This window comes from Pseudomonas sp. JS425, assembly GCF_018223845.1.
Classification (GTDB): domain Bacteria; phylum Pseudomonadota; class Gammaproteobacteria; order Pseudomonadales; family Pseudomonadaceae; genus Aquipseudomonas; species Aquipseudomonas asiatica.
This window is the reverse complement of record NZ_CP073661.1, coordinates 2,479,731-2,497,611: the sequence shown is the minus strand read 5'-3', so window position 1 is coordinate 2,497,611 and position 17,881 is coordinate 2,479,731. Positions and strand designations below refer to the sequence as shown.

18 protein-coding genes and 1 pseudogene are annotated in these 17,881 nt (G+C 64.6%); 6 read left to right on the top strand and 13 right to left on the bottom strand.

Features of this window, described 5'->3' with window-relative positions:
* Nucleotides 1-32 precede the first annotated feature (32 nt).
* Nucleotides 33-875, bottom strand: coding sequence for a helix-turn-helix transcriptional regulator (locus KDB76_RS11425; protein ID WP_023661532.1), 843 nt, complete (start codon nucleotides 873-875; stop codon nucleotides 33-35).
* Between the two features lie 281 nt (nucleotides 876-1,156).
* Here KDB76_RS11425 and KDB76_RS11420 point away from each other — a divergent pair, with 281 nt between their 5' ends.
* The 3 genes and pseudogenes from KDB76_RS11420 to KDB76_RS11410 all read left to right on the top strand — a co-directional run.
* Nucleotides 1,157-2,536: an APC family permease gene (locus tag KDB76_RS11420; RefSeq protein WP_023661531.1), complete on the top strand. Its 1,380-nt coding sequence runs from the start codon at nucleotides 1,157-1,159 to the stop codon at nucleotides 2,534-2,536.
* A 262-nt stretch (nucleotides 2,537-2,798) separates the two neighbouring features.
* Nucleotides 2,799-4,379: an aldehyde dehydrogenase (NADP(+)) gene (locus KDB76_RS11415; protein ID WP_038409317.1), complete on the top strand. Its 1,581-nt coding sequence runs from the start codon at nucleotides 2,799-2,801 to the stop codon at nucleotides 4,377-4,379.
* A gap of 224 nt (nucleotides 4,380-4,603) precedes the next feature.
* Nucleotides 4,604-5,371, top strand: a pseudogene (locus tag KDB76_RS11410) (amidohydrolase family protein); the annotation flags it as partial.
* Nucleotides 5,372-5,708: 337 nt separating this feature from the next.
* On the opposite strand, the gene KDB76_RS11405 reads toward KDB76_RS11410, so the two are convergent.
* Entirely contained in the window at nucleotides 5,709-5,855 is a 147-nt protein-coding gene (locus KDB76_RS11405; RefSeq protein ID WP_023662626.1) for a DUF2986 domain-containing protein, read from the bottom strand.
* A gap of 153 nt (nucleotides 5,856-6,008) precedes the next feature.
* On the opposite strand from KDB76_RS11405, the gene KDB76_RS11400 reads away from it, so the two are divergent.
* Nucleotides 6,009-7,787 carry a phosphoethanolamine transferase CptA gene (locus KDB76_RS11400; RefSeq protein WP_080708146.1) on the top strand — a complete coding sequence of 593 codons (1,779 nt, stop codon included), beginning with the start codon at nucleotides 6,009-6,011 and terminating at the stop codon, nucleotides 7,785-7,787.
* Between the two features lie 24 nt (nucleotides 7,788-7,811).
* Here the strand turns inward: KDB76_RS11400 and KDB76_RS11395 are convergent, their stop codons facing one another.
* From KDB76_RS11395 to KDB76_RS11380, 4 genes are read right to left on the bottom strand one after another with little or no spacing between them, the layout of a single operon-like run.
* A complete protein-coding gene (locus tag KDB76_RS11395; RefSeq protein ID WP_013972090.1) occupies nucleotides 7,812-8,345 on the bottom strand; it encodes a PqiC family protein in 534 nt (177 codons plus the stop codon).
* 11 nt (nucleotides 8,346-8,356) lie between these two features.
* On the bottom strand, nucleotides 8,357-9,997 hold the full coding sequence (locus tag KDB76_RS11390) for an MlaD family protein (protein WP_024086790.1): 1,641 nt from the start codon (nucleotides 9,995-9,997) through the stop codon (nucleotides 8,357-8,359).
* Nucleotides 9,981-10,625, bottom strand: a complete 645-nt coding sequence (locus tag KDB76_RS11385) for a paraquat-inducible protein A (RefSeq protein WP_024086789.1) — start codon at nucleotides 10,623-10,625, stop codon at nucleotides 9,981-9,983. Before KDB76_RS11385 ends, KDB76_RS11390 begins: the two co-directional genes overlap by 17 nt.
* Entirely contained in the window at nucleotides 10,622-11,218 is a 597-nt protein-coding gene (locus KDB76_RS11380) for a paraquat-inducible protein A (protein ID WP_013972087.1), read from the bottom strand. The genes KDB76_RS11385 and KDB76_RS11380 overlap by 4 nt, the downstream gene beginning before the upstream one ends.
* A 150-nt stretch (nucleotides 11,219-11,368) precedes the next feature.
* Here KDB76_RS11380 and KDB76_RS11375 point away from each other — a divergent pair, with 150 nt between their 5' ends.
* Nucleotides 11,369-11,842 carry a YMGG-like glycine zipper-containing protein gene (locus KDB76_RS11375; protein WP_003259312.1) on the top strand — a complete coding sequence of 158 codons (474 nt, stop codon included), beginning with the start codon at nucleotides 11,369-11,371 and terminating at the stop codon, nucleotides 11,840-11,842.
* Nucleotides 11,843-11,890: 48 nt separating this feature from the next.
* On the opposite strand, the gene KDB76_RS11370 is transcribed toward KDB76_RS11375, so the two are convergent.
* The gene (locus tag KDB76_RS11370; RefSeq protein ID WP_013972086.1) at nucleotides 11,891-12,796 is read right to left on the bottom strand and encodes a LysR family transcriptional regulator; all 906 of its coding nucleotides are present in this window, start codon (nucleotides 12,794-12,796) and stop codon (nucleotides 11,891-11,893) included.
* Between the two features lie 149 nt (nucleotides 12,797-12,945).
* Nucleotides 12,946-13,131, bottom strand: coding sequence for a hypothetical protein (locus tag KDB76_RS11365; protein ID WP_023663548.1), 186 nt, complete (start codon nucleotides 13,129-13,131; stop codon nucleotides 12,946-12,948).
* Nucleotides 13,132-13,331: 200 nt separating this feature from the next.
* Between KDB76_RS11365 and KDB76_RS11360 the strand changes: the two genes are divergently transcribed.
* Nucleotides 13,332-13,718, top strand: a complete 387-nt coding sequence (locus tag KDB76_RS11360; protein WP_013972085.1) for a VOC family protein — start codon at nucleotides 13,332-13,334, stop codon at nucleotides 13,716-13,718.
* Nucleotides 13,719-13,725: 7 nt separating this feature from the next.
* On the opposite strand, the gene KDB76_RS11355 is transcribed toward KDB76_RS11360, so the two are convergent.
* Genes KDB76_RS11355 through KDB76_RS11335 form a run of 5 tightly spaced genes read right to left on the bottom strand, consistent with a single transcriptional unit; the run spans nucleotide 13,726 to nucleotide 17,866 of the window.
* The gene (locus tag KDB76_RS11355; protein ID WP_013972084.1) at nucleotides 13,726-15,093 is read right to left on the bottom strand and encodes an ATP-binding protein; all 1,368 of its coding nucleotides are present in this window, start codon (nucleotides 15,091-15,093) and stop codon (nucleotides 13,726-13,728) included.
* Entirely contained in the window at nucleotides 15,090-15,752 is a 663-nt protein-coding gene (locus tag KDB76_RS11350) for a response regulator (protein ID WP_024086787.1), read from the bottom strand. The genes KDB76_RS11355 and KDB76_RS11350 overlap by 4 nt, the downstream gene beginning before the upstream one ends.
* A 2-nt stretch (nucleotides 15,753-15,754) precedes the next feature.
* The gene (locus KDB76_RS11345; RefSeq protein WP_024086786.1) at nucleotides 15,755-16,396 is read right to left on the bottom strand and encodes a tetratricopeptide repeat protein; all 642 of its coding nucleotides are present in this window, start codon (nucleotides 16,394-16,396) and stop codon (nucleotides 15,755-15,757) included.
* Nucleotides 16,393-17,199, bottom strand: a complete 807-nt coding sequence (locus KDB76_RS11340) for an SDR family oxidoreductase (RefSeq protein ID WP_013972081.1) — start codon at nucleotides 17,197-17,199, stop codon at nucleotides 16,393-16,395. Before KDB76_RS11340 ends, KDB76_RS11345 begins: the two co-directional genes overlap by 4 nt.
* Nucleotides 17,186-17,866: an iron-containing redox enzyme family protein gene (locus tag KDB76_RS11335; RefSeq protein WP_024086785.1), complete on the bottom strand. Its 681-nt coding sequence runs from the start codon at nucleotides 17,864-17,866 to the stop codon at nucleotides 17,186-17,188. Before KDB76_RS11335 ends, KDB76_RS11340 begins: the two co-directional genes overlap by 14 nt.
* Nucleotides 17,867-17,881 lie beyond the last annotated feature (15 nt).

Here is a 17,881-nt window from a genome sequence, read left to right as displayed (position 1 = left end):
CCTTTGCGGTGGGGTTGCAGGGTGGCTTGCGCTCAGCGCAGCTTGCCCATGTAGCTTTCCAGCGGGTCCTTGCCCAGCACGCCCTGGGCATTGGCCAGCGCGTCGATGAACAGGGAGAACAGCTCGGACTGGGTGCCGATGTCGAGCTTGGCGTAGACGTTCTTGCGGTGTGACTTGATGGTGTCCTCCGACACCCCCAGGCGCTCGGCCAGCGACTTGGTCGAGTGGCCACGCAGGATCAACTGGGCGATACGGCATTCACGCTCGGTCAGCAGCGAGCTGCCGAAGTTGTTCAGCGCCGCGTGGATGCGCTGCTCGAGGATGTTCTCGAAGCGCCCGGCGCGGCTGTCCAGCCCGGCGAAATGCTTGCCGAGCACCGCCAGCACCCAGGGCGTGATACGCGCGAACAACGCACGGGTTTGCCCATCGAGCTTGTCGGTGAACGCCAGCGATACTGCCAGGCTCTGCCCGGGCGCGACCTGCAGGATGTAGTTGAGCTCATCCTCCAGGTGCGAGTGCCGGTAGAACGACTGGTAGTACTCGCTGACCTCGAAGTGGTCGGGCGCCACTTCGAACAGGCCGTAGCAACCGGACTCGACCTGCTCCACACAGGCGCCGTAGAACGGGTCGAGCAGATAGAAGCCGGACAGGTAGCGGCTGACATTGCCCTCGGGCTGCCAGGGCGCCTTGTCGTCCTGCTCGAACAGCGCGCTGGGCATGCCGTCGTGCGGGTACAGGTACACCGTGGTCGCCTGGATCGGCCGGATCACGCCAAGCGCAGCAAACAGGGTGGCGGCAAAGCCCGGTCGGCCGATTGCCTCGGTGACCTTGGCCTGGTGCTCGAACCACTGTTGCGAAAGCAATTGATCAGTCACTGTGGGTCTGCCGTCTCAAGTAAAGGCACCGCCGCCAGTGCGGTGCGTCGTTGGCCAGATACTCCCATGGCACTGCAAACACCGAAATCACCCTTTGGGGTGAGCAGGCAAAGCCCCCTGCCGGCTCACCCCAAAGGGTGATTCCGGGTACCGGTGGGGTGTGGGAGCATCAACCCGCCCCAGCGCTGCGAGCCACCCGCTCGACCTCCTTGCACAACACCCACCGGTATCGAGCCCGCTCGCATACCGCGGCGTCCTGCATCCCTTTCCAGGAGTTAGCAATGCATACAACAACAAGTACAGCCCAAAGCCCTGCACATAGCCCGTCGCAACCCACCGCCAGTAACGGCCGTTTCCGCAAGTCCATGGGGCTGCCCGCCCTGGTGCTGTTCGGCCTGGCCTACATGGTCCCACTTGCAGTATTCACCACCTATGGGCTGGTCACCCAGATGACCAAGGGGCACCTGCCCATCGCCTACCTGCTGACCCTCGCCGCCATGCTGCTGACCGCCTACAGCTACGGCCGCATGGTCCAGGCCCACCCCTACTCCGGCTCGGTCTACACCTACACCCGCAAGGCCTTCGGCAGCCACATCGGCTTCATCGCCGGCTGGACCCTGCTGCTCGACTACATCTTCCTGCCGCTGCTCAGCTACCTGCTGATCGGCATCTACATGTCGGAGTACTTCCCGGCCATCCACGCCTGGGTGTGGGTGGCGGGCTCCATTGCCCTGGTCACCTTCCTCAACCTGATCGGCATCGAGTCGATCACCCGGGTGAACTGGATACTGGTGGTGGTGCAACTGGTGTTCATCGTCGTGTTCGTCGCCCTGTCCATCCACAACCTCAGCGGGCAGGCGCAGCCGGTGTCGCTGCTGGCGCCGTTCCACCACGAAGGCTTCAGCGTGCCGTTGATCATGACCGGCGCCGCCGTGCTGTGCCTGTCGTTCCTGGGCTTCGATGCGGTCTCGACCATGGCCGAGGAAACCAGCAACCCCACCTACCGCATTCCCGTGGCGATCCTCGCCGTGTCGCTGATCGGCGGCATGTTGTTCCTGGTGGTGTCGTACTGCGCACAGATGGTGTTCCCTGACTGGGGCAGCTTCGCCGACCCGGACTCGGCGTCGGTGGACGTGATGCGCCGGGTCGGCGGCGAACTGCTGGTGACCGCCTTCACCGCCACCTACGTGGCCGGCTGCTTCGCCTCGGCCATGGTGTCCCAGGCCAGCGTGTCGCGAGTGCTGTTCGCCATGGGCCGCGACGGTGCGTTGCCCCGCGCGTTCGGCCAGCTGGTGACGAAAAAGCGCGTACCGGCCACGGCCATCCTGCTGGTCAGCCTGCTGTCGCTGATTGCCTTGGTGATCAGCCTCGACACGGTGGCCAACATGATCAGCTTTGGCGCGCTGTTCGCCTTCTCGGCGGTGAACCTGGCCGTGGTCAAGCACTACCTCATCGACCAGAAGCTGCGTGGTGGTCGCAACTACCTGCTGTATGGCGCCATTCCCGGCCTGGGCTTTCTCAGCACGCTGTGGCTGTGGAGCAGCCTTACCAGCCTGTCGTTCACCATCGGTTTGTGCTGGATGGGCATGGGCCTTGTGGTGCTGCTGGGGCTTACCCGCGCGTTCCGGGTGAAGCTGCCGGAGTTGCAGATGGCAGAGTGACTTACGCGCTGTCGAGCATTTGCGCGGTCCCTGTGGGAGCGGGTTTACCCGCGAATACCGGCGAAGCCGGTGCCATACACCGAGTCGCCTGCTTCGCGGGTGAACCCGCTCCTACAGGGGGCCGTGCATACGATAGAAACTTTTGAAGAAGGCCGTTGCGATAACGATCTGTTATCACCTGATCCGCATTAATCATTATTCAGCATGCGTTTCGCCCCCTACAGTCCCAGCCCATCGACTGTCATTGCCAACGGGAAACGAAATGTCCATCGAACATCGCCTGAACCACATCGCCGGCCAGCTCAGCGGCAACGGTGAAGTGCTGCTGAACAGCGTCGACGCCCACACCGGCGAGCCTCTGCCATACGCCTTCCACCAGGCGACCAGCGACGAAGTCGATGCCGCCGTGCAGGCCGCCGAGGCTGCCTACCCGGCCTACCGTAGCACCAGCCCGGCACAGCGCGCCGCCTTCCTCGACGCCATCGCCAACGAACTGGACGCACTGGGCGATGACTTCGTCCAGCATGTGATGCGCGAAACCGCTCTACCCGAGGCACGCATCCGCGGTGAGCGTGCCCGCACCAGCAACCAGCTGCGCCTGTTCGCCGATGTGGTGCGCCGTGGCGATTTCCTCGGTGCGCGCATCGACCGTGCGCAGCCCGAGCGCACCCCGCTGCCACGCCCGGACCTGCGCCAGTACCGCTTCGGCGTCGGCCCGGTGGCCGTATTCGGTGCCAGCAACTTCCCGCTGGCCTTCTCCACCGCCGGCGGTGATACCGCCTCGGCGCTGGCGGCCGGCTGCCCGGTGGTGTTCAAGGCCCACAGCGGGCACATGCTGACCGCTGCCCACGTGGCCGCGGCCATTGACCGCGCGGTGGCCGGCAGCGGCATGCCAGCAGGTGTGTTCAACATGATCTATGGCGCCGGCGTGGGTGAAGCACTGGTCAAGCACCCGGCCATCCAGGCGGTCGGCTTCACCGGGTCGCTGCGTGGTGGTCGCGCCCTGTGCGACATGGCGGCTGCGCGCCCGCAGCCGATCCCGGTGTTCGCCGAAATGAGCAGCATCAACCCGGTAATTGTCCTGCCCCAGGCCCTGCAGGCCCGTGGCGAGCAGGTAGCCGGCGAACTGGCCGCCTCGGTAGTGCTGGGTTGCGGGCAGTTCTGCACCAACCCGGGCCTGGTGGTGGGCATCAAGTCGCCGCAGTTCGAACGCTTCGTGCACACGCTGGTGGCGCGCATGGCCGACCAGGCGCCGCAGACCATGCTCAACGCCGGCACCCTGCGCAGCTACCAGAGCGGTGTGCAGCACCTGCTGGCGCACCCTGGCATCCAGCACCTGGCCGGGCAGCCACAAGCCGGCAAGCAGGCCCAGCCGCAGCTGTTCAAGGCGGACGTGAGCCTGCTGCTGGACAGCGACCCGCTGCTGCAGGAAGAAGTGTTCGGCCCGACCACCGTGGTGGTGGAAGCGGCCGATGCCCAGCAACTGGCCGAAGCGCTGCGCCACCTGCAAGGCCAGCTGACGGCCACCCTGATTGCCGAACCGGACGACCTGCGTGCCTTTGCTGCGCTGGTGCCGCTGCTGGAGCGCAAGGCCGGGCGCCTGCTGCTGAACGGCTACCCGACCGGCGTAGAGGTATCGGACGCGATGGTGCATGGCGGGCCATACCCGGCCACCTCCGATGCCCGAGGCACTTCGGTCGGTACCTTGGCCATCGACCGCTTCCTGCGCCCGGTGTGCTTCCAGAACTACCCGGATGCGCTGCTGCCGGAGGCGCTGAAACGTGCAAACCCGCTGGGGATTGCGCGATTGGTGGATGGTGTTGCCAGCCGTGGCGCGGCTTGATCTGACATTGAGGTAGCCTGTACTGGCCTCTTCGCGGGTAAACCCGCTCCCACAGGTACTGCACAGTGCTTGAATTCTGTGTAGTACCTGTGGGAGCGGGTTTACCCGCGAAGAGGCCGGCACAGGACCATCAGCCCTGTATACAATCCGCAAAAACCTTGCTTACAATGCCATGCGCCTATGACATCGGTAATCGCCGATGCGTATTGCGACAGGCTTAAGCCATGTCATCTACAAATGCTCCAAGAACGCTACTGGTCAAAAACGCCGAACTTCTGGTCACCATGGACGGCGAACGCCGCGAGATCAAGAACGGCGGAATGTTCATCGAAGGCAACCTGATCCGTCAGGTCGGCCCCAGCGATACCCTGCCACAGCAGGCCGACGTGGTGCTGGACATGTCCGGCAAGGTGGTCATCCCGGGCCTGGTCAACACTCACCACCACATGTACCAGAGCCTCACCCGCGTGGTGCCGGCGGCCCAGGACGGCGAACTGTTCAACTGGCTGACCAACCTGTACCCGATCTGGGCACGCCTGACCCCCGAGATGATCGCGGTGTCGACCCAGACCGCCATGGCCGAACTGATCCTGTCCGGCTGCACCACCTCCAGCGACCACCTGTACATCTACCCCAACGGCTGCAAGCTCGACGACAGCATCCATGCCGCCGACGAGATCGGCATGCGCTTCCACGCCGCGCGCGGCAGCATGAGCGTGGGCCGCAGCCAGGGCGGACTGCCGCCTGATTCGGTGGTGGAGAAGGAAGCCGACATCCTCAAGGAATCCCAGCGCCTGATCGAGGACTATCACGACGCCAGCCACGGCTCGATGCGCCGCATCGTGGTGGCGCCCTGCTCGCCGTTCTCGGTCAGCCGCGACCTGATGCGCGAAGCAGCCGTGCTGGCGCGCCAGTACGGGGTGTCGTTGCACACCCACCTGGCCGAGAACGTCAACGACATCGCCTACAGCCGCGAGAAGTTCGGCATGACCACCGCAGCGACTGGCGCCGCGAACAGTGGCGCCGCGAGCAGGCCCGCCGTGATTGGGAGCGCCGGCGAGACTGGGAACGCCGACGCGACTGGGAACGGCGCCGCGACTGGGAGCACCGCCATGAGCGGGCCATGCACCACCGCTACAACGATGACTACCGCTACTATCGCCGTTGATCGTTGATCCGCAGTTGGCACGCTTGATGTGGGAGCGGCCTTGTGTCGCGAAAGGGCTTCGCAGCAGCCCCAGCATTGGTTGCCGTAATGCTGGAACCAGGGGGCCGCTCTGCGGCCCGATCGCGACACAAGGCCGCTCCTACAAGGTCCGCGTCAGCCAGTCAGGTGGGGGTATCCCCCGCAGCCTCGGCCTCCATCTTCAAACGGTCGGCCTTGCAAATGTACTTGGGCTTGCGCGGCGCCAGCTTGGCACTGGCCTTCTTGGCGTGCGCCTGCAGTAGCTGCTTGATCTTCTTGCGACGGTTCATTCTCACTCGACCTGTCAGTCCGGTTTGGCTGAATACATCATACCTTGCCTGGGCCAGCGTCTCGTTGACGTTATTTTCACGCTCGGCAGATTAGCGTCACGCCCTTTCCGGCCACGAGCACATCCGCTGGCCGCCAAGTACGACGAGGCATACGTGTCACACACTCCATCCCCCTCCTCGCCCAAGCGCGTGGATTGGGCCGGCCTGGGCTGGCTTTTGCTGTTCTTCTGGTACTTCTCGGGGGTGACCCAGGCGTTGCTGCTGTTCAGCGGTACCACCGGGTTCGCCGGTTTTCGCGATGCATTCTTCCTCAGCAGCCTGTGGCTGGCCCCGGTACTGCTGCTGCCGCGCTTCACTCGCGCCACGGCGGCGGTCATCGGCCTGGTGTTGTGGGCTGCTTCGCTGGTGGGCCTGAGCTACTTCGGCATCTATCGCCAGGAGTTCTCGCAAAGCGTCATTTTCGTGATGTTCGAGTCCAACACCGCCGAGGCCGGTGAGTACTTCAGCCAGTACTTCAGCGCCTGGCTGGGCCTGGCATTGCTGTTGTACACGCTGGGGGCGGTGCTGCTGTGGAAGCGCGTGCGCCCGGTCAGCCTGCCACTGCGCAGCCGCCTGCCGGTGGTCGCCCTGTTGCTGCTGGCCAACCTGGTGTACCCGTTCTACAAGCAGATGGTCACCCAGGAGCGCAGCTTCGTCGACGCGGCGGAGAAAGTGCAGCAACGCATGGAGCCCGCCGTGCCCTGGCAACTGCTGGTCGGCTACCGCCAGTACCGCCAGCAACTGGACAACATGCAAGAGCTGCTGGCCAAGAACGCCGCGCTACCGCCCCTGCAGAACCTGCGAGACAGCAGCGGTGCAGCGCCACGCACGCTGGTGCTGGTGCTGGGCGAATCCACCACTCGCGAACACATGCACCTGTATGGCTACAACCGCGACACCACGCCCAACCTCGATGCGCTGGCCGCCAGCGACAAGGGCCTGACGGTGTTCCGCAACGTGGTGTCGCCACGCCCGTATACCATCGAAGTGATGCAGCAGATCCTCACTTTCGGCGACGAGCAGAACCCGGACCGTTTCCTCACCGACCCGTCGCTGATCAACCTGATGAAACAGGCCGGCTACAAGACCTTCTGGATCACCAACCAGCAGACCATGACCAAGCGCAACACCATGCTGACCACCTTCTCGCAGCAGACGGACGCGCCGGTCTACCTGAACAACCAGCGCAACCAGAATGCCAGCCAATACGACGACGTGGTGCTGTCGCCGTTCGAGAAGGCACTGCAGGACCCGGCGCCAAACAAGTTCATCATCGTGCACCTGCTGGGTACGCACATGGACTATCGCTACCGCTACCCGAACGACTACGCGCACTTCAACGACCGCCAGGGGGTGCCCGGCAAGCTGACCGACGACCAGGTGCAAACCTACAACTTCTACGACAACGCGGTGCGCTACAACGACTACGTGGTGTCTAGCCTGATCAAGCGTTACTCGGCCAGTTCCCCCAATGGTTTCCTGCTGTACCTGTCCGACCATGGCGAAGATGTGTACAGCTCTGGCAACCACGACCGCCTGGGGCGCAACGAAGGCGCGCCGACCCGGCCGATGTACACCATCCCGTTCTTGCTGTGGACTTCGCCAAGCTGGCAGGCCGAGCACCCGCGCGACTTGCAGGCGATGGCCGATCGCCCCTACAGCAGCTCGCACCTGATCCATACCCTGTCCGACCTGGCCGGGCTGAGCTACGACCGTTACGAGCCGGCCAAGAGCCTGGTGAGCCCGCAGTTTTTGGTGGCGCCGCGCTGGATCGGCGACCCGTACCGCAAGGATGGCCTGCGCGACTTCGACCAGTTGCCAATGGACAAAACCGAGCGGGGACAGGAAACGGTCAGCAGTGGCAAGAAACAGAATGCTGGACGCCTGAACTGATCACCCTGTAGGAGCGCGAGACGCTCAGGATGCAGAACAGCTGCCCTGACGGGCACTCACCCGCACCGCCTCGGCCAGTTTGCGCAGATTGGCCTGGTGGGCATTGACCAGGCTGGCGATGCTGTTGTCTGCGGGCGTCTGTAGCGAGGTACGGCAGGTCAGTTCGGCCTCCCCCGAGCGCGTCAGACGCCATACCGCCTCCAGCGAGGCGTAGCGCCCCGGCACGGTATCGAAGCGCTGCACGTCCACGCGCAACAACACCTTGCCGCCACCCACCGGCCCGCCCAACTGGTCCTGCAAGGCGCTGCGAAACTCATCCACCAGGTTGGCGCCCCACCACTCCGTCTCGAGGATGGCCAGGCCGCTCTGCCCTTGCCGCACCACCAACTGCGGGCGGTCCACTTGCGGCGGCACGACCACCCTCGCCACCTGGATGCGCTGGCCACCGTCGCGTACAGGCTCGCTCGGTACCAGCGTGTGATAGTTGTTCGGGGTACTGCTGCAGCCCAACAGCACTGCCAGCAGGCCGGCGCCACATACATTGCGCAGTCGAAGCATCGGCTGTCTCCTCAGGGTTCCAGCTCGGCGGCAGTGGCCGCTTTCGGCCGGCCGCGTATCAGTGATTCGGGGTGCCGCCCCAGGTAATCGGCAAGGTCTCGCAGCGAACGCGACATGCGCTCCAGTTCGTCCAGGGTTTCCCCCATCCGCTCGCGCTGCGGCGAGTCCTCGGAAATGGCCGAATTGGCCGTGCGCAGAGTCTTGTGCACTTCGTCCAGTGCCACCTTCACCTCCGGCAGCGTCTGGCCATTGAACTGCTTGAGGCTGGCACGCAGCTCTCGCAGGCTGCCGTCCAGGTTGCTGGCGATGCTCTCCAGCGGCAGTTTGCTGATGCGCTCCACCACCCGCTGCAGCTGTTCCTGGAGCTGCTCCAGGCTGCCGGGCAATGTGGGGATGATGATAGGGTCTGCGGTCTTGTCGAAGGTCACCTTGGGGGCATCCGGGTAGAAGTCCAGGGAGATGAACATCTGCCCGGTGATCAGGTTGCCGCTGCGCGCCTGGGCCCGCAGGCCGTGCTCGACGAAGGTGCCGATCAACCGTCGCGCGCCGTCCATGTCACCTTCGGAATGCTTGAACACAGACAGCATCTTGCGGTGTACCGGCCCCAGCCGCTGCGGGTAGATCACCGCTTCGACCACCACCGGGAAGGTCTGGCGGGTGGCATCATAGTCGAGCTGCACCGATGTGACTCGGCCAAACTCGACCCCCTTGAACTCCACTGGGGCGCCTACCGACAAGCCGCGCATGGCCTGGTCGAAGCGCAACTGCAGGTACTGGGCCTGGCCACTGGGCGGTGCCAGGGCGGTATCGCGGTCGGCAAACAGCTGGAAGTGCGCCTGGTCGGCAGCAGCCTCGGCTTGCGGGGCGAAGTCGGGCGAGCCAAAGGCCAACCCGCCCACCAGGATCGATGACAGTGATTCGGTATCGATCTTCAGGCCGTTGGCACCGATCTGCATGTCGACGCCACTGGCGTTCCAGAAGCGGGTATCGGCGGTGACGAAGCTGTCGTAAGGGGCCTGCACGAACACGCCGATCTCCACGCCCTTGCCATCGCCCTGCAGGGCAAAGGACACCACTTCGCCCACCGGGATCTTGCGGTAGTAGATCGACGAGCCAATATCCAGCGAGCCCAGGTCACTTGCGGTCAGGACAAAGCGCTTGCCCTTTTCGTCGTAGGTGATCGGCGGTGGCAGCTCCAGGCCGACAAAGGACTTTTCCGGCACTTTCGATTCGCCGGAATCCGCCCCGATGAAACTGCCCGACAGCAGTGTGTCCACGCCGGACACGCCGCCCACGCCAATGCGTGGCCGCACCACCCAGAAGCGCGCCCCCTGGGTGGCGAAGGCACGGGCGTCGTTGGACAGCTGGACCTTGGCGACCACGCTCTTCTTGTCGTCGGCCAGGTCCACCGTGGTGACTTCGCCGATCACCACGCTGCGGTACTTGACCTGGGTCTTGTGCGCCACCAGCCCTTCCCCGGTGTGGAAGGAAATGGCGATGACCGGGCCCTGCTGCATCCAGTTGCGCACCACCAGCGAAGCGCCGATCAGGATCGCCAGTATCGGCACGATCCATACCAGCGACACGCTCCAGCGCCGGGTGCGCACTTCAACCTGCCCCGCGCCATCGCGCTTGTCAGTCTGTTGCACCATCAATGCGGCCTCCCTCGTTGGTACGGCTATCCCAGATCAGGCGTGGATCGAAGCTCATCGCAGAAAACATGGTCAGTACCACCACCATGCCGAAAAACAGGATGCCCACCCGCGGCTCGATGGTGCCCAGCCCGCGCAGTTGCACCAGCGCCGCCACCAGCGCCACCACCATCACATCGAGCATCGACCAGTAGCCGATAAGCTCGACGAAACGGTACAGCTGCGAGCGCTGCCGGCAGGCCCAGGTAGAACCGCGCTGGGCGGTGAACAGCAACAGGCCGAGCGAGAAGAACTTGATGGCCGGCACACCCACGCTGGCAATGAAGATGATCAGCGCGATGTCCCAGGCCCCTGCCTCCCAGAACTCCAGCACGCCGCCGCCGATGGTGCTTTCGCTGCCACTGCCGAGCATTTCGGTGTGCATCACTGGCAACAGGTTGGCGGGAATGTAGAAAACCAGCGCCGCCAGCAGAAACGCCCAGCCACGGCTGATGGCATTGGCCTTGCGCCGGTGGATGGCGGCACCACAGCGCTCGCAGGTGTGCTTGTCGCTGCCCAGTTCGCAGGCCTGACCGCAGCCATGGCACAGGCACAGGCCCAGGTCGTCGGCGTTGGCCGGGGTATTCATACCTGCTCCCAAAGGCCGCGGATGTCCTTGCCGGCGATATGGATGATCAGCATGCTCAGCGCGGCCAGCGCCAGCAGGCCGATGCCAGGTATCACATCGAGAAACCCCGCCAGCTTGATCACCGCCACCATCGCCCCCAGCAGGCACACCTCCAGCATGCTCCAAGGCCGCAGGCCCTCCAGGCTGCGCATGCACAGGGCAAAACCGGGTGCGCGCTGGCCGGCCAGGGCGAAACCCAACACCCAGCACAAGAGGGTAATCTGCAGCACCGGCGCAAAGATGATCGACAGGGCCATGACCAGGGCGATGAAGGTGATGCTGCCGTGGCTGAGGATCTGTACCGAGTCCCATAATGTCGCGGAATGGGTGAGCCCTTGCATGCCGATGGTCATCACCGGGTAGGCGTTGGCGAACACCAGCAGGATGCCACCCGTCACACTCAGGGCCAGGCGTTGCTGCACCGTCAGCGAGGTATGCCGGTACAGTACGCCGCCACAGCGCTGGCAAACGGCGCGCTGGTGCTTGAGCAGCGGCGCACGGTGGTACACCGTGTCACAGTACTCACAGATGATCAGTTGCTGGCTCTGACTCATGGGGTTTCCACAGGTAGCCCGGATTCACGCCGTGATACGCAGGCGAACCACGTTTGATATCCGGTTTAGACCATCCCGGCAAAACTGCCATCATCGGCAGCAAAGAGAACTATCCTGTGAAACGGGATCCCCACCCGCTGGAGGTTTGCCATGCGTACGTTCACGTGGAGTTGCCTGCTGGTGCTGCTGTGCGCGGCATCGGCAGCCCAGGCGCAGTCGGTGGTGCCGCTCAAGGGCCAGAGCAGCCAGCAGATGCAACTGGATATCAATGATTGCAATACTGTCGCGACCAATGCCGCGAACAGTGCCGCGACCTCCAGCGACCCCCATGTCGGTGGCCGGGTACGCGGTGCCGCCGCCGGCGCGGTTGCCGGTGCGGCAGGCGCGCAGGTGCGCGGCAACCAGCACGACGAGCTGTATGACCGGGTCGGTGACGATGCCAAGGAGCAATACCGACAGAACCGCGCCGGCGAAGTGGCCGCCGCCGGTGCTGCGGTTGGTGGCATGCGCCAGCGTCAGGACCGCCGTCAGGACCGGCGCGGCCAGGACGAAGCGAAAGCCCAGGCTCATGCCAGTGCCTACGCCGGCTGCCTGCAAGGTCGCGGCTATCAGGTCAACCCCTGATCAGCAGGCACGCCATGCCTCGGCAGGAGGATGCATGGCGTGCCCGTTTCAGAACTTGGCCAGTTCTTCCCGGCAAAACTCGACGAACAACTGCGCCGGCTTGGTCAGTTGCACCCGTTTCAACCACGCCGCCGCCAGCCCTGACAGCGCCACTGGCTCGGCGATATCCAGCATGGCCAGGCGTTGCCCGTCGTAGGTGTACTCCGAATGCGGCCGCGTCACCAGCAGCGAAAAGCCAAAGCCCTGCCCGACCATGCCGCGTACCATCTCGATCGACGGCGAACTGAAGACGATATTGGGCGTCAGGCCCATTTCGTTGAACAGGCTGACGAAGTAGGTACGACTGGGGGCAACGTCCAGCAGGATCATCGGCTCCGGGCACAGATCGCGCAGCGACACCTGGGCCTGCCCGGCGAAGCGGTGGTTCTCGGGGAGCAGCACATAGGGCTTCTGCGGCGGCATCAGCGGCTCGGCCTCGATGGTGCCGTCCAGGTCATGGTCGTAGAGGAACGCCAGGTCGAAGGTACCGGCAGTCAGACCCTGGATCAGGTCCTGCTGCTCGCCGTCGCGCAGGCGGATATCCACCCCCGGGTAACGCTGGCGAAAGCCGGCGATCAGGCGCGGCAGGTACAGCGGTGCCACGGTTTCGAAGCAGCCGATGTCGATTTGCCCGGCCACGGTGTCGTTGTCGGCCAGGGCGTTCTGCTCGAACTCGTGGGCCATCTGCAGCAGCGACTTGGTCTTGGCATAGAAGCGCTTGCCGCTGGGCGTCAGAGACACACCCTGGGCGTGGTGGCGGATGAACAGCTGCACGCCGAAGCTTTCTTCCAGGCTCTTGATGGCCGTGGAGATGGACGGCTGGGCAATGTACAGCTGGCGTGAAGCCTCGGCCACGCTGCCGGCCTCGACGGTGGTGACGAAGTACTTGAGTTGTCGCAATGTGTAGGCCGCCACGGGCACCTCTCTGACGCCGGTCTGGGCGCGCTGGGATCATGCCTGTCACTTTACCCTCGGCAGCGGCTGGGTGGGGGCCGGGTGATGAAGGATTTACCTATGGCTTGAGCAGGTTTTTACGAGGGGCGCGATGCGCCCCCCCCTTTGCTTCACTCGAAATCGATATTGGCGATTACACAGTCATCACCAATCAGCTTGTACCCTGGCCTGCAGGGCATGCCGACTACTGGCCCTATACCGCGCTTGCGCCTGGACAACGTTGCCTGCGGTTCTGCATTTTCCAGCTGTTCGTGGTCGAGCGTGTCGTCTGGCTTGTTAACGGGTTCTTCTTGCATGGGGTTCACTCCTTGGTTTGGGTGGTATCGCCCGATCAACGCTACAACCCCCATTGCCACCAACCCATCTGGAACTTTGACCGTGAAGAGAAATGCTGTCGGATCGCGTTGCAGGGTTAGCAGTGAACCCGGTGCCCTGGCCAAATGCCGCTGATTGTCTTTACTGGTACTCAACGACTCCAGGCATACGGTGTGCGTTCATGAAGATCATAGTCACCAGCATCCTCGTCGACGACCAGGCCAAAGCCCTGGCTTTCTACCACTACGTACTCGGTTTCGAGCCCAAGCACGACATCCCCATGGGCCGACACCGCTGGCTGACGCTCACCTCCCCCAACGACCCCAACGGCGTCGAGCTGCTGCTCGAGCCCGACGCGCACCCGGCCGCCAAGGTCTACAAGGCAGCGCTCAAGCAGGACGGCATCCCCGCCACCTCGTTCGGCGTGCGGGACATCCAGGCCGAATATACCCGGCTGTGCGCAGCGGGCGTGCAGTTCACCCAACCGCCTACTGCCATGGGGCCGGTCACCGTAGCGGTGTTCGATGACACTTGCGGCAACCTGATCCAGATCGCCCAGAAACACTAGCAAGCGTTCAGGGCTCCACGGGCAGGCGCAAGGTCGCGCGCAATCCGTGTGGCGTCTGGTTGCGCAACTGCACGCTGCCACCCAGGCGGGTCATGATGGTGCTGACGATCGACAACCCCAGCCCGGCGCCGTTGGTCGAGCCCTTGCTGTAGAAACGCTCGAACACCCGCTGCTGGTCAACCACCGCTATGCCCGGCCCTTCGTCGTCGACGCTGACCAGCAGGGCCTGGCCTTCGCGCTGCAGGGTCACGGTGATGCGACCGCCTGCAGGCGAATGGTCCACGGCATTGGCCACCAGGTTCTGCAAGGCAATACCCAGCGCGCCAGCGTCGGTGTGCAAATGGTAGTCGCCGTCGGCGATGTCCAGCGAAGGCTCCAGCCCGCGCTCCAGTATCCAGGGGGTAAGCTCTGCCAGGGTCTCGGCCACCACGCCCTCCAGGTCCACCCGCGGCCAGTCACGCCGGCCTGGTCGCGGCTCCAGGCGGGCCAGGGTCAACAGCTGGTTGACCACCCGGGCAAGGCGGTCGACACCGCCCATCAGGAACTGCAGGGCCTTGTCCCGCTCGGCAGCGCTGTCTGCATTCAGGGCGTTCTGCGCATGCAGGCGCAGGATGGCCAAGGGCGTGCGCATCTCGTGGGCAGCGTCGGCGATGAAACGGTGTTCGCGGCGCAGCAGGTCGTCGATCTGCCCGAGCAGGCGGTTGATCGCCGCCTGCATCGGCTCCAGCTCCTTAGGCAACGGCACCAGCTGCAACGGCTCGAGCGACTCGGCGTGGCGGGCGCGGATCACCCTGGCCATGTTCTGCAGCGGCCGCAGCCCCCAGCCTATGGCCGCCCACACCAGCAAGGCCAGGGCCAGGCTGCCGAACAGGAATGGCAACAGCGTGTGCTGCACGATGCGTTCGATCAGGTCGTCACGCACGTCGTTGCGCTCGCCCACCCAGATCACCCAGTGTTTTTCCGGCACCGGCAAGACAAAACTGCGCCAACGGCGCCCATCCACCACCACGTCGGCAAAACCCGGCACCCGCGGCGCCTGCCCCAGCTGCGGGGCGCTGGGCGTGTGTACCAGCAGCCCGCCGTCGTCGGCCCATACCTGGAAGGCCAGCTTGCTTTCGTAGCGGTGCCCCACCTTGTGGTGCCCGGCCTTGCTCAAGGCCTCGTCGAAGGCGCGGTACAACTCGTCACGGCTCTGCTCTTGCACCGGCAGGCTCATGATGCCCTGCAGCAGCCGGGCGTTCTGCGCCAGGTGGGCATCGTACACTTCGTTAATTTCGTGGCGGCTGTCGTGATAGTTATACAGCGCCAGCAACCCGCTGCCGACCAGCAACAGCAGCATCACCCGCCACAAGGTGCGTTGGCGCAACGAGCTCATGACTTGCGTTCCACCAGGTAGCCAATCCCGCGCACGGTGCGGATCAGGCCGTTGAACAGTTTCTTGCGCAGGTGGTAGATGTTCACTTCCAGGGTGTTGCTCTCCGGCTCTTCATCCCAGCCATACAGCAACTGGGTCAAGCGTTCGCGGGTGAACACCTTGCCCGGCTGGGCCAGCAGCTCGTGCAGCAGCAGGTATTCCTTGGGCGTGAGTATCACCGGCTGGCCCAGGTAGTGCACTTGCTGGCTGACCGGATCCAGGCATACCCCGGCATGCTCTATCAGCACCCGGGCGCGGCCGCTACTGCGCCGCAGCAAGGCCCGCAAGCGGGCCTTGAGTTCGTTGAGGTCGAAGGGTTTGACCAGGTAGTCGTCGGCGCCGGCATCCAGCCCGGCAATGCGGTCATCGGTGGCGTCGCGGGCGGTCAGCACCAGCACCGGCAGGGTCTTCCCGGCCGCACGCAGGCGCCGCAGCAACTCGATGCCATCCAGGCGCGGCAAGCCCAGGTCGAGGATGGCCAGGTCGAACTCTTCGTGGCACAGGGCATGCAAGGCACTGGCGCCATCCTGCAACCAGTCGAGGGTATAGCCCTCGCGGCGCAGGCCGTCACAAATCCCCTCCCCCAACGCGGCGTCGTCTTCTACCAACAGCAAGCGCATGCTTAATCCTGTTTGTCCTTGATCGCTTTGAGTAAAGCATCTATTTCACCACGCCGGCCCTGGTCGGCCAACTCTCTCCCGGGCCGGGGCGGTGCCTGCAACGCCTTTTGCAGGGCGGCGCGGGCTTCGTCGTAGCGGTTTTGCCGGTACAGGTGGTCGGCCCAGAAATAGTTGCTGTCGATACCGTCCGGGTTGATCGCCAGCGCCTGGCGCAGCATGGCCTCGGCCTTGGCCTGGTCGCCGAAGCTCAATGGCCAGCCGGGCACTTGGTCGTACAGCGCGCCCAGGCTGGTGTAGGCCGAGCCTTGCAGCGCCTTGGGGTCCATGGCCAGGGCCTTTTCCAGGCTGGCGCGGGCGGCCTTGACCTTGCCCAACGCGCCCAGCCCACCGGTGGCGCCGGCCCAGCTGCTGTTGACGATGCCGTCCCAGATCAGCGGCTCGGCCGAGCCCGGATGCTGGTGCACCAACGCCGCCGACTGTGCCGCTAGGGCCTCGAATGCCCCGGCACGCTGGGCTTCGGGCAGGTTATAGCGAACCACCGCCCAGCGCTGCTGGATGGCGTTGAGTTGCTGGGTACCGTTCTGGTCGAGGGCCCAGGTGAACGGGGCGATGGCCAGCAGGCTGGCCAGTATCAGACGTTTCATTTGCTCGACTCCTTGCTGTGCCAGTTGCTGTAGCGACGGATCAGCGGCAATTGCTTGCGCAGGGCGCGGTCGACCACGCCTGGCAGCATGCCGTTAAGGCGCACGAAGAGTTTCTCCGGCCAACCCAGGTACAGTTCGCTGCGCTCGGCCTGTACCGCGTCGAGCACCGCCCGGGCGACATCCTGCGGGTCATCGACGCCTACCTTCAACGCCTGATTAAGGGCCTGCGCGGCGCTACTGTTCATCGTCGTGCGGGTAGTGCGCGGTGCGGCATACAGCACGTTCACCGAGGTGTCGGCAAGCTCGCGGCGCAATGCCTCGGAGAACCCGCGCAAGGCAAACTTGCTGGCGCAGTAGGTGGCGTAGCCTGGGTAGCCGATGGAGCCGTAGATCGACCCCACGTTCACCACCAGCGCACTGGGCTGGGCGCGCAGCAGCGGCAGGCACAGGCGGGTGAGCTGCACGGCGGCCTTGATGTTGAGGTCGAACAACTCGTCGAGGGCGGCCTCGTCCATCTGTTCGAGCAAGGCGAAGCGGTTGACCCCGGCGGCGTTGATCAACAGGTTGCAACTACCCATCGCCCGCGCTGCCTCCAGCACGTCACGGCGGCCTTCGGCGCAGCGCAGGTCGGCCTGTTGCCAGCGCAATTGCCCGGGGTAGCGCGCCATCAGTTCGGTCAGCTTGCCCTGCTGCCGGCTGACCGCCAGTACGCGAGCACCGGCACTGCATAGCTGGGCCGCCAACTCCAGGCCGATGCCACCGCTGGCACCGGTGAGCACCGCCACGCAATCAGGCAAGCGCATGCTTTACCTCCTGCTGCGCGGTACGCGGCAGCCCTTCGAACATGGCGGTATACAGGCGATACACCACTTTGGCAGCGTGGATTACCGCCTGCTGGTCTTCGGGCTGGTCCAGACGGTTCATCAGGCCACGGTAGGTGGCCATGTGGTCCTGGTCCAGGGCGCCGTGGGAACTCAGGTAGCTGAACGCCTTGTCCGGCAGGCCTAGGCTGCTCTGCAGGGTACCGGCAGCCTGGGTAGCCAGGGCAATGCTGGTGCCTTCGAGCACGTTGACCATGCCGAACAGCCCGACCGGGTTGCCACGGGCAATCTGGTCGTAGAGAAATGCCACCATCAGCTCGATGGGCAGTGCCGGCCGGCCGCCGACCACTTGGTGCGGGTCGCCACCGCAGGCGGCGATGTCATCGAGAATCCAGCGCTCATGGCCGTACTCCTCGTCGATGTACTCGCACACTGCGCCGCGCAGCCACTCAAGCCGCGCCGGCAAACGGGCCCCGCAGGCCATCATCAATGGCACGGTGTGCCGCACGTGGTGGTAGGCCTGGGTGAGAAAGGCCACATAGGCCTCGAGGCTGGCCTTGCCGGCCAGCGCGTCGCGGATGACCGGGACACTGAACAATGCCGTACGCTCGTCGGCGGTTTCCTGCTGCAGCATGTCGAAGAAAAGCATGGCAAACCTCGTAGA

Excerpts from the sequence above, each read along its gene's own strand:
- KDB76_RS11420 (WP_023661531.1), top strand. The coding sequence starts at position 1,157 with ATGCATACAACAACAAGTACAGCCCAAAGCCCTGCACATAGCCCGTCG.
- KDB76_RS11395 (WP_013972090.1), bottom strand. The coding sequence starts at position 8,345 with ATGCTTCGACTGCGCAATGTATGTGGCGCCGGCCTGCTGGCAGTGCTG.
- KDB76_RS11365 (WP_023663548.1), bottom strand. The coding sequence starts at position 13,131 with ATGCAAGAAGAACCCGTTAACAAGCCAGACGACACGCTCGACCACGAA.
- KDB76_RS11345 (WP_024086786.1), bottom strand. The coding sequence starts at position 16,396 with ATGAAACGTCTGATACTGGCCAGCCTGCTGGCCATCGCCCCGTTCACC.
- KDB76_RS11415 (WP_038409317.1), top strand. The coding sequence starts at position 2,799 with ATGTCCATCGAACATCGCCTGAACCACATCGCCGGCCAGCTCAGCGGC.
- KDB76_RS11405 (WP_023662626.1), bottom strand. The coding sequence starts at position 5,855 with ATGAACCGTCGCAAGAAGATCAAGCAGCTACTGCAGGCGCACGCCAAG.
- KDB76_RS11375 (WP_003259312.1), top strand. The coding sequence starts at position 11,369 with ATGCGTACGTTCACGTGGAGTTGCCTGCTGGTGCTGCTGTGCGCGGCA.
- KDB76_RS11360 (WP_013972085.1), top strand. The coding sequence starts at position 13,332 with ATGAAGATCATAGTCACCAGCATCCTCGTCGACGACCAGGCCAAAGCC.
- KDB76_RS11335 (WP_024086785.1), bottom strand. The coding sequence starts at position 17,866 with ATGCTTTTCTTCGACATGCTGCAGCAGGAAACCGCCGACGAGCGTACG.
- KDB76_RS11385 (WP_024086789.1), bottom strand. The coding sequence starts at position 10,625 with ATGAATACCCCGGCCAACGCCGACGACCTGGGCCTGTGCCTGTGCCAT.
- KDB76_RS11355 (WP_013972084.1), bottom strand. The coding sequence starts at position 15,093 with ATGAGCTCGTTGCGCCAACGCACCTTGTGGCGGGTGATGCTGCTGTTG.
- KDB76_RS11380 (WP_013972087.1), bottom strand. The coding sequence starts at position 11,218 with ATGAGTCAGAGCCAGCAACTGATCATCTGTGAGTACTGTGACACGGTG.
- KDB76_RS11340 (WP_013972081.1), bottom strand. The coding sequence starts at position 17,199 with ATGCGCTTGCCTGATTGCGTGGCGGTGCTCACCGGTGCCAGCGGTGGC.
- KDB76_RS11350 (WP_024086787.1), bottom strand. The coding sequence starts at position 15,752 with ATGCGCTTGCTGTTGGTAGAAGACGACGCCGCGTTGGGGGAGGGGATT.
- KDB76_RS11390 (WP_024086790.1), bottom strand. The coding sequence starts at position 9,997 with ATGGTGCAACAGACTGACAAGCGCGATGGCGCGGGGCAGGTTGAAGTG.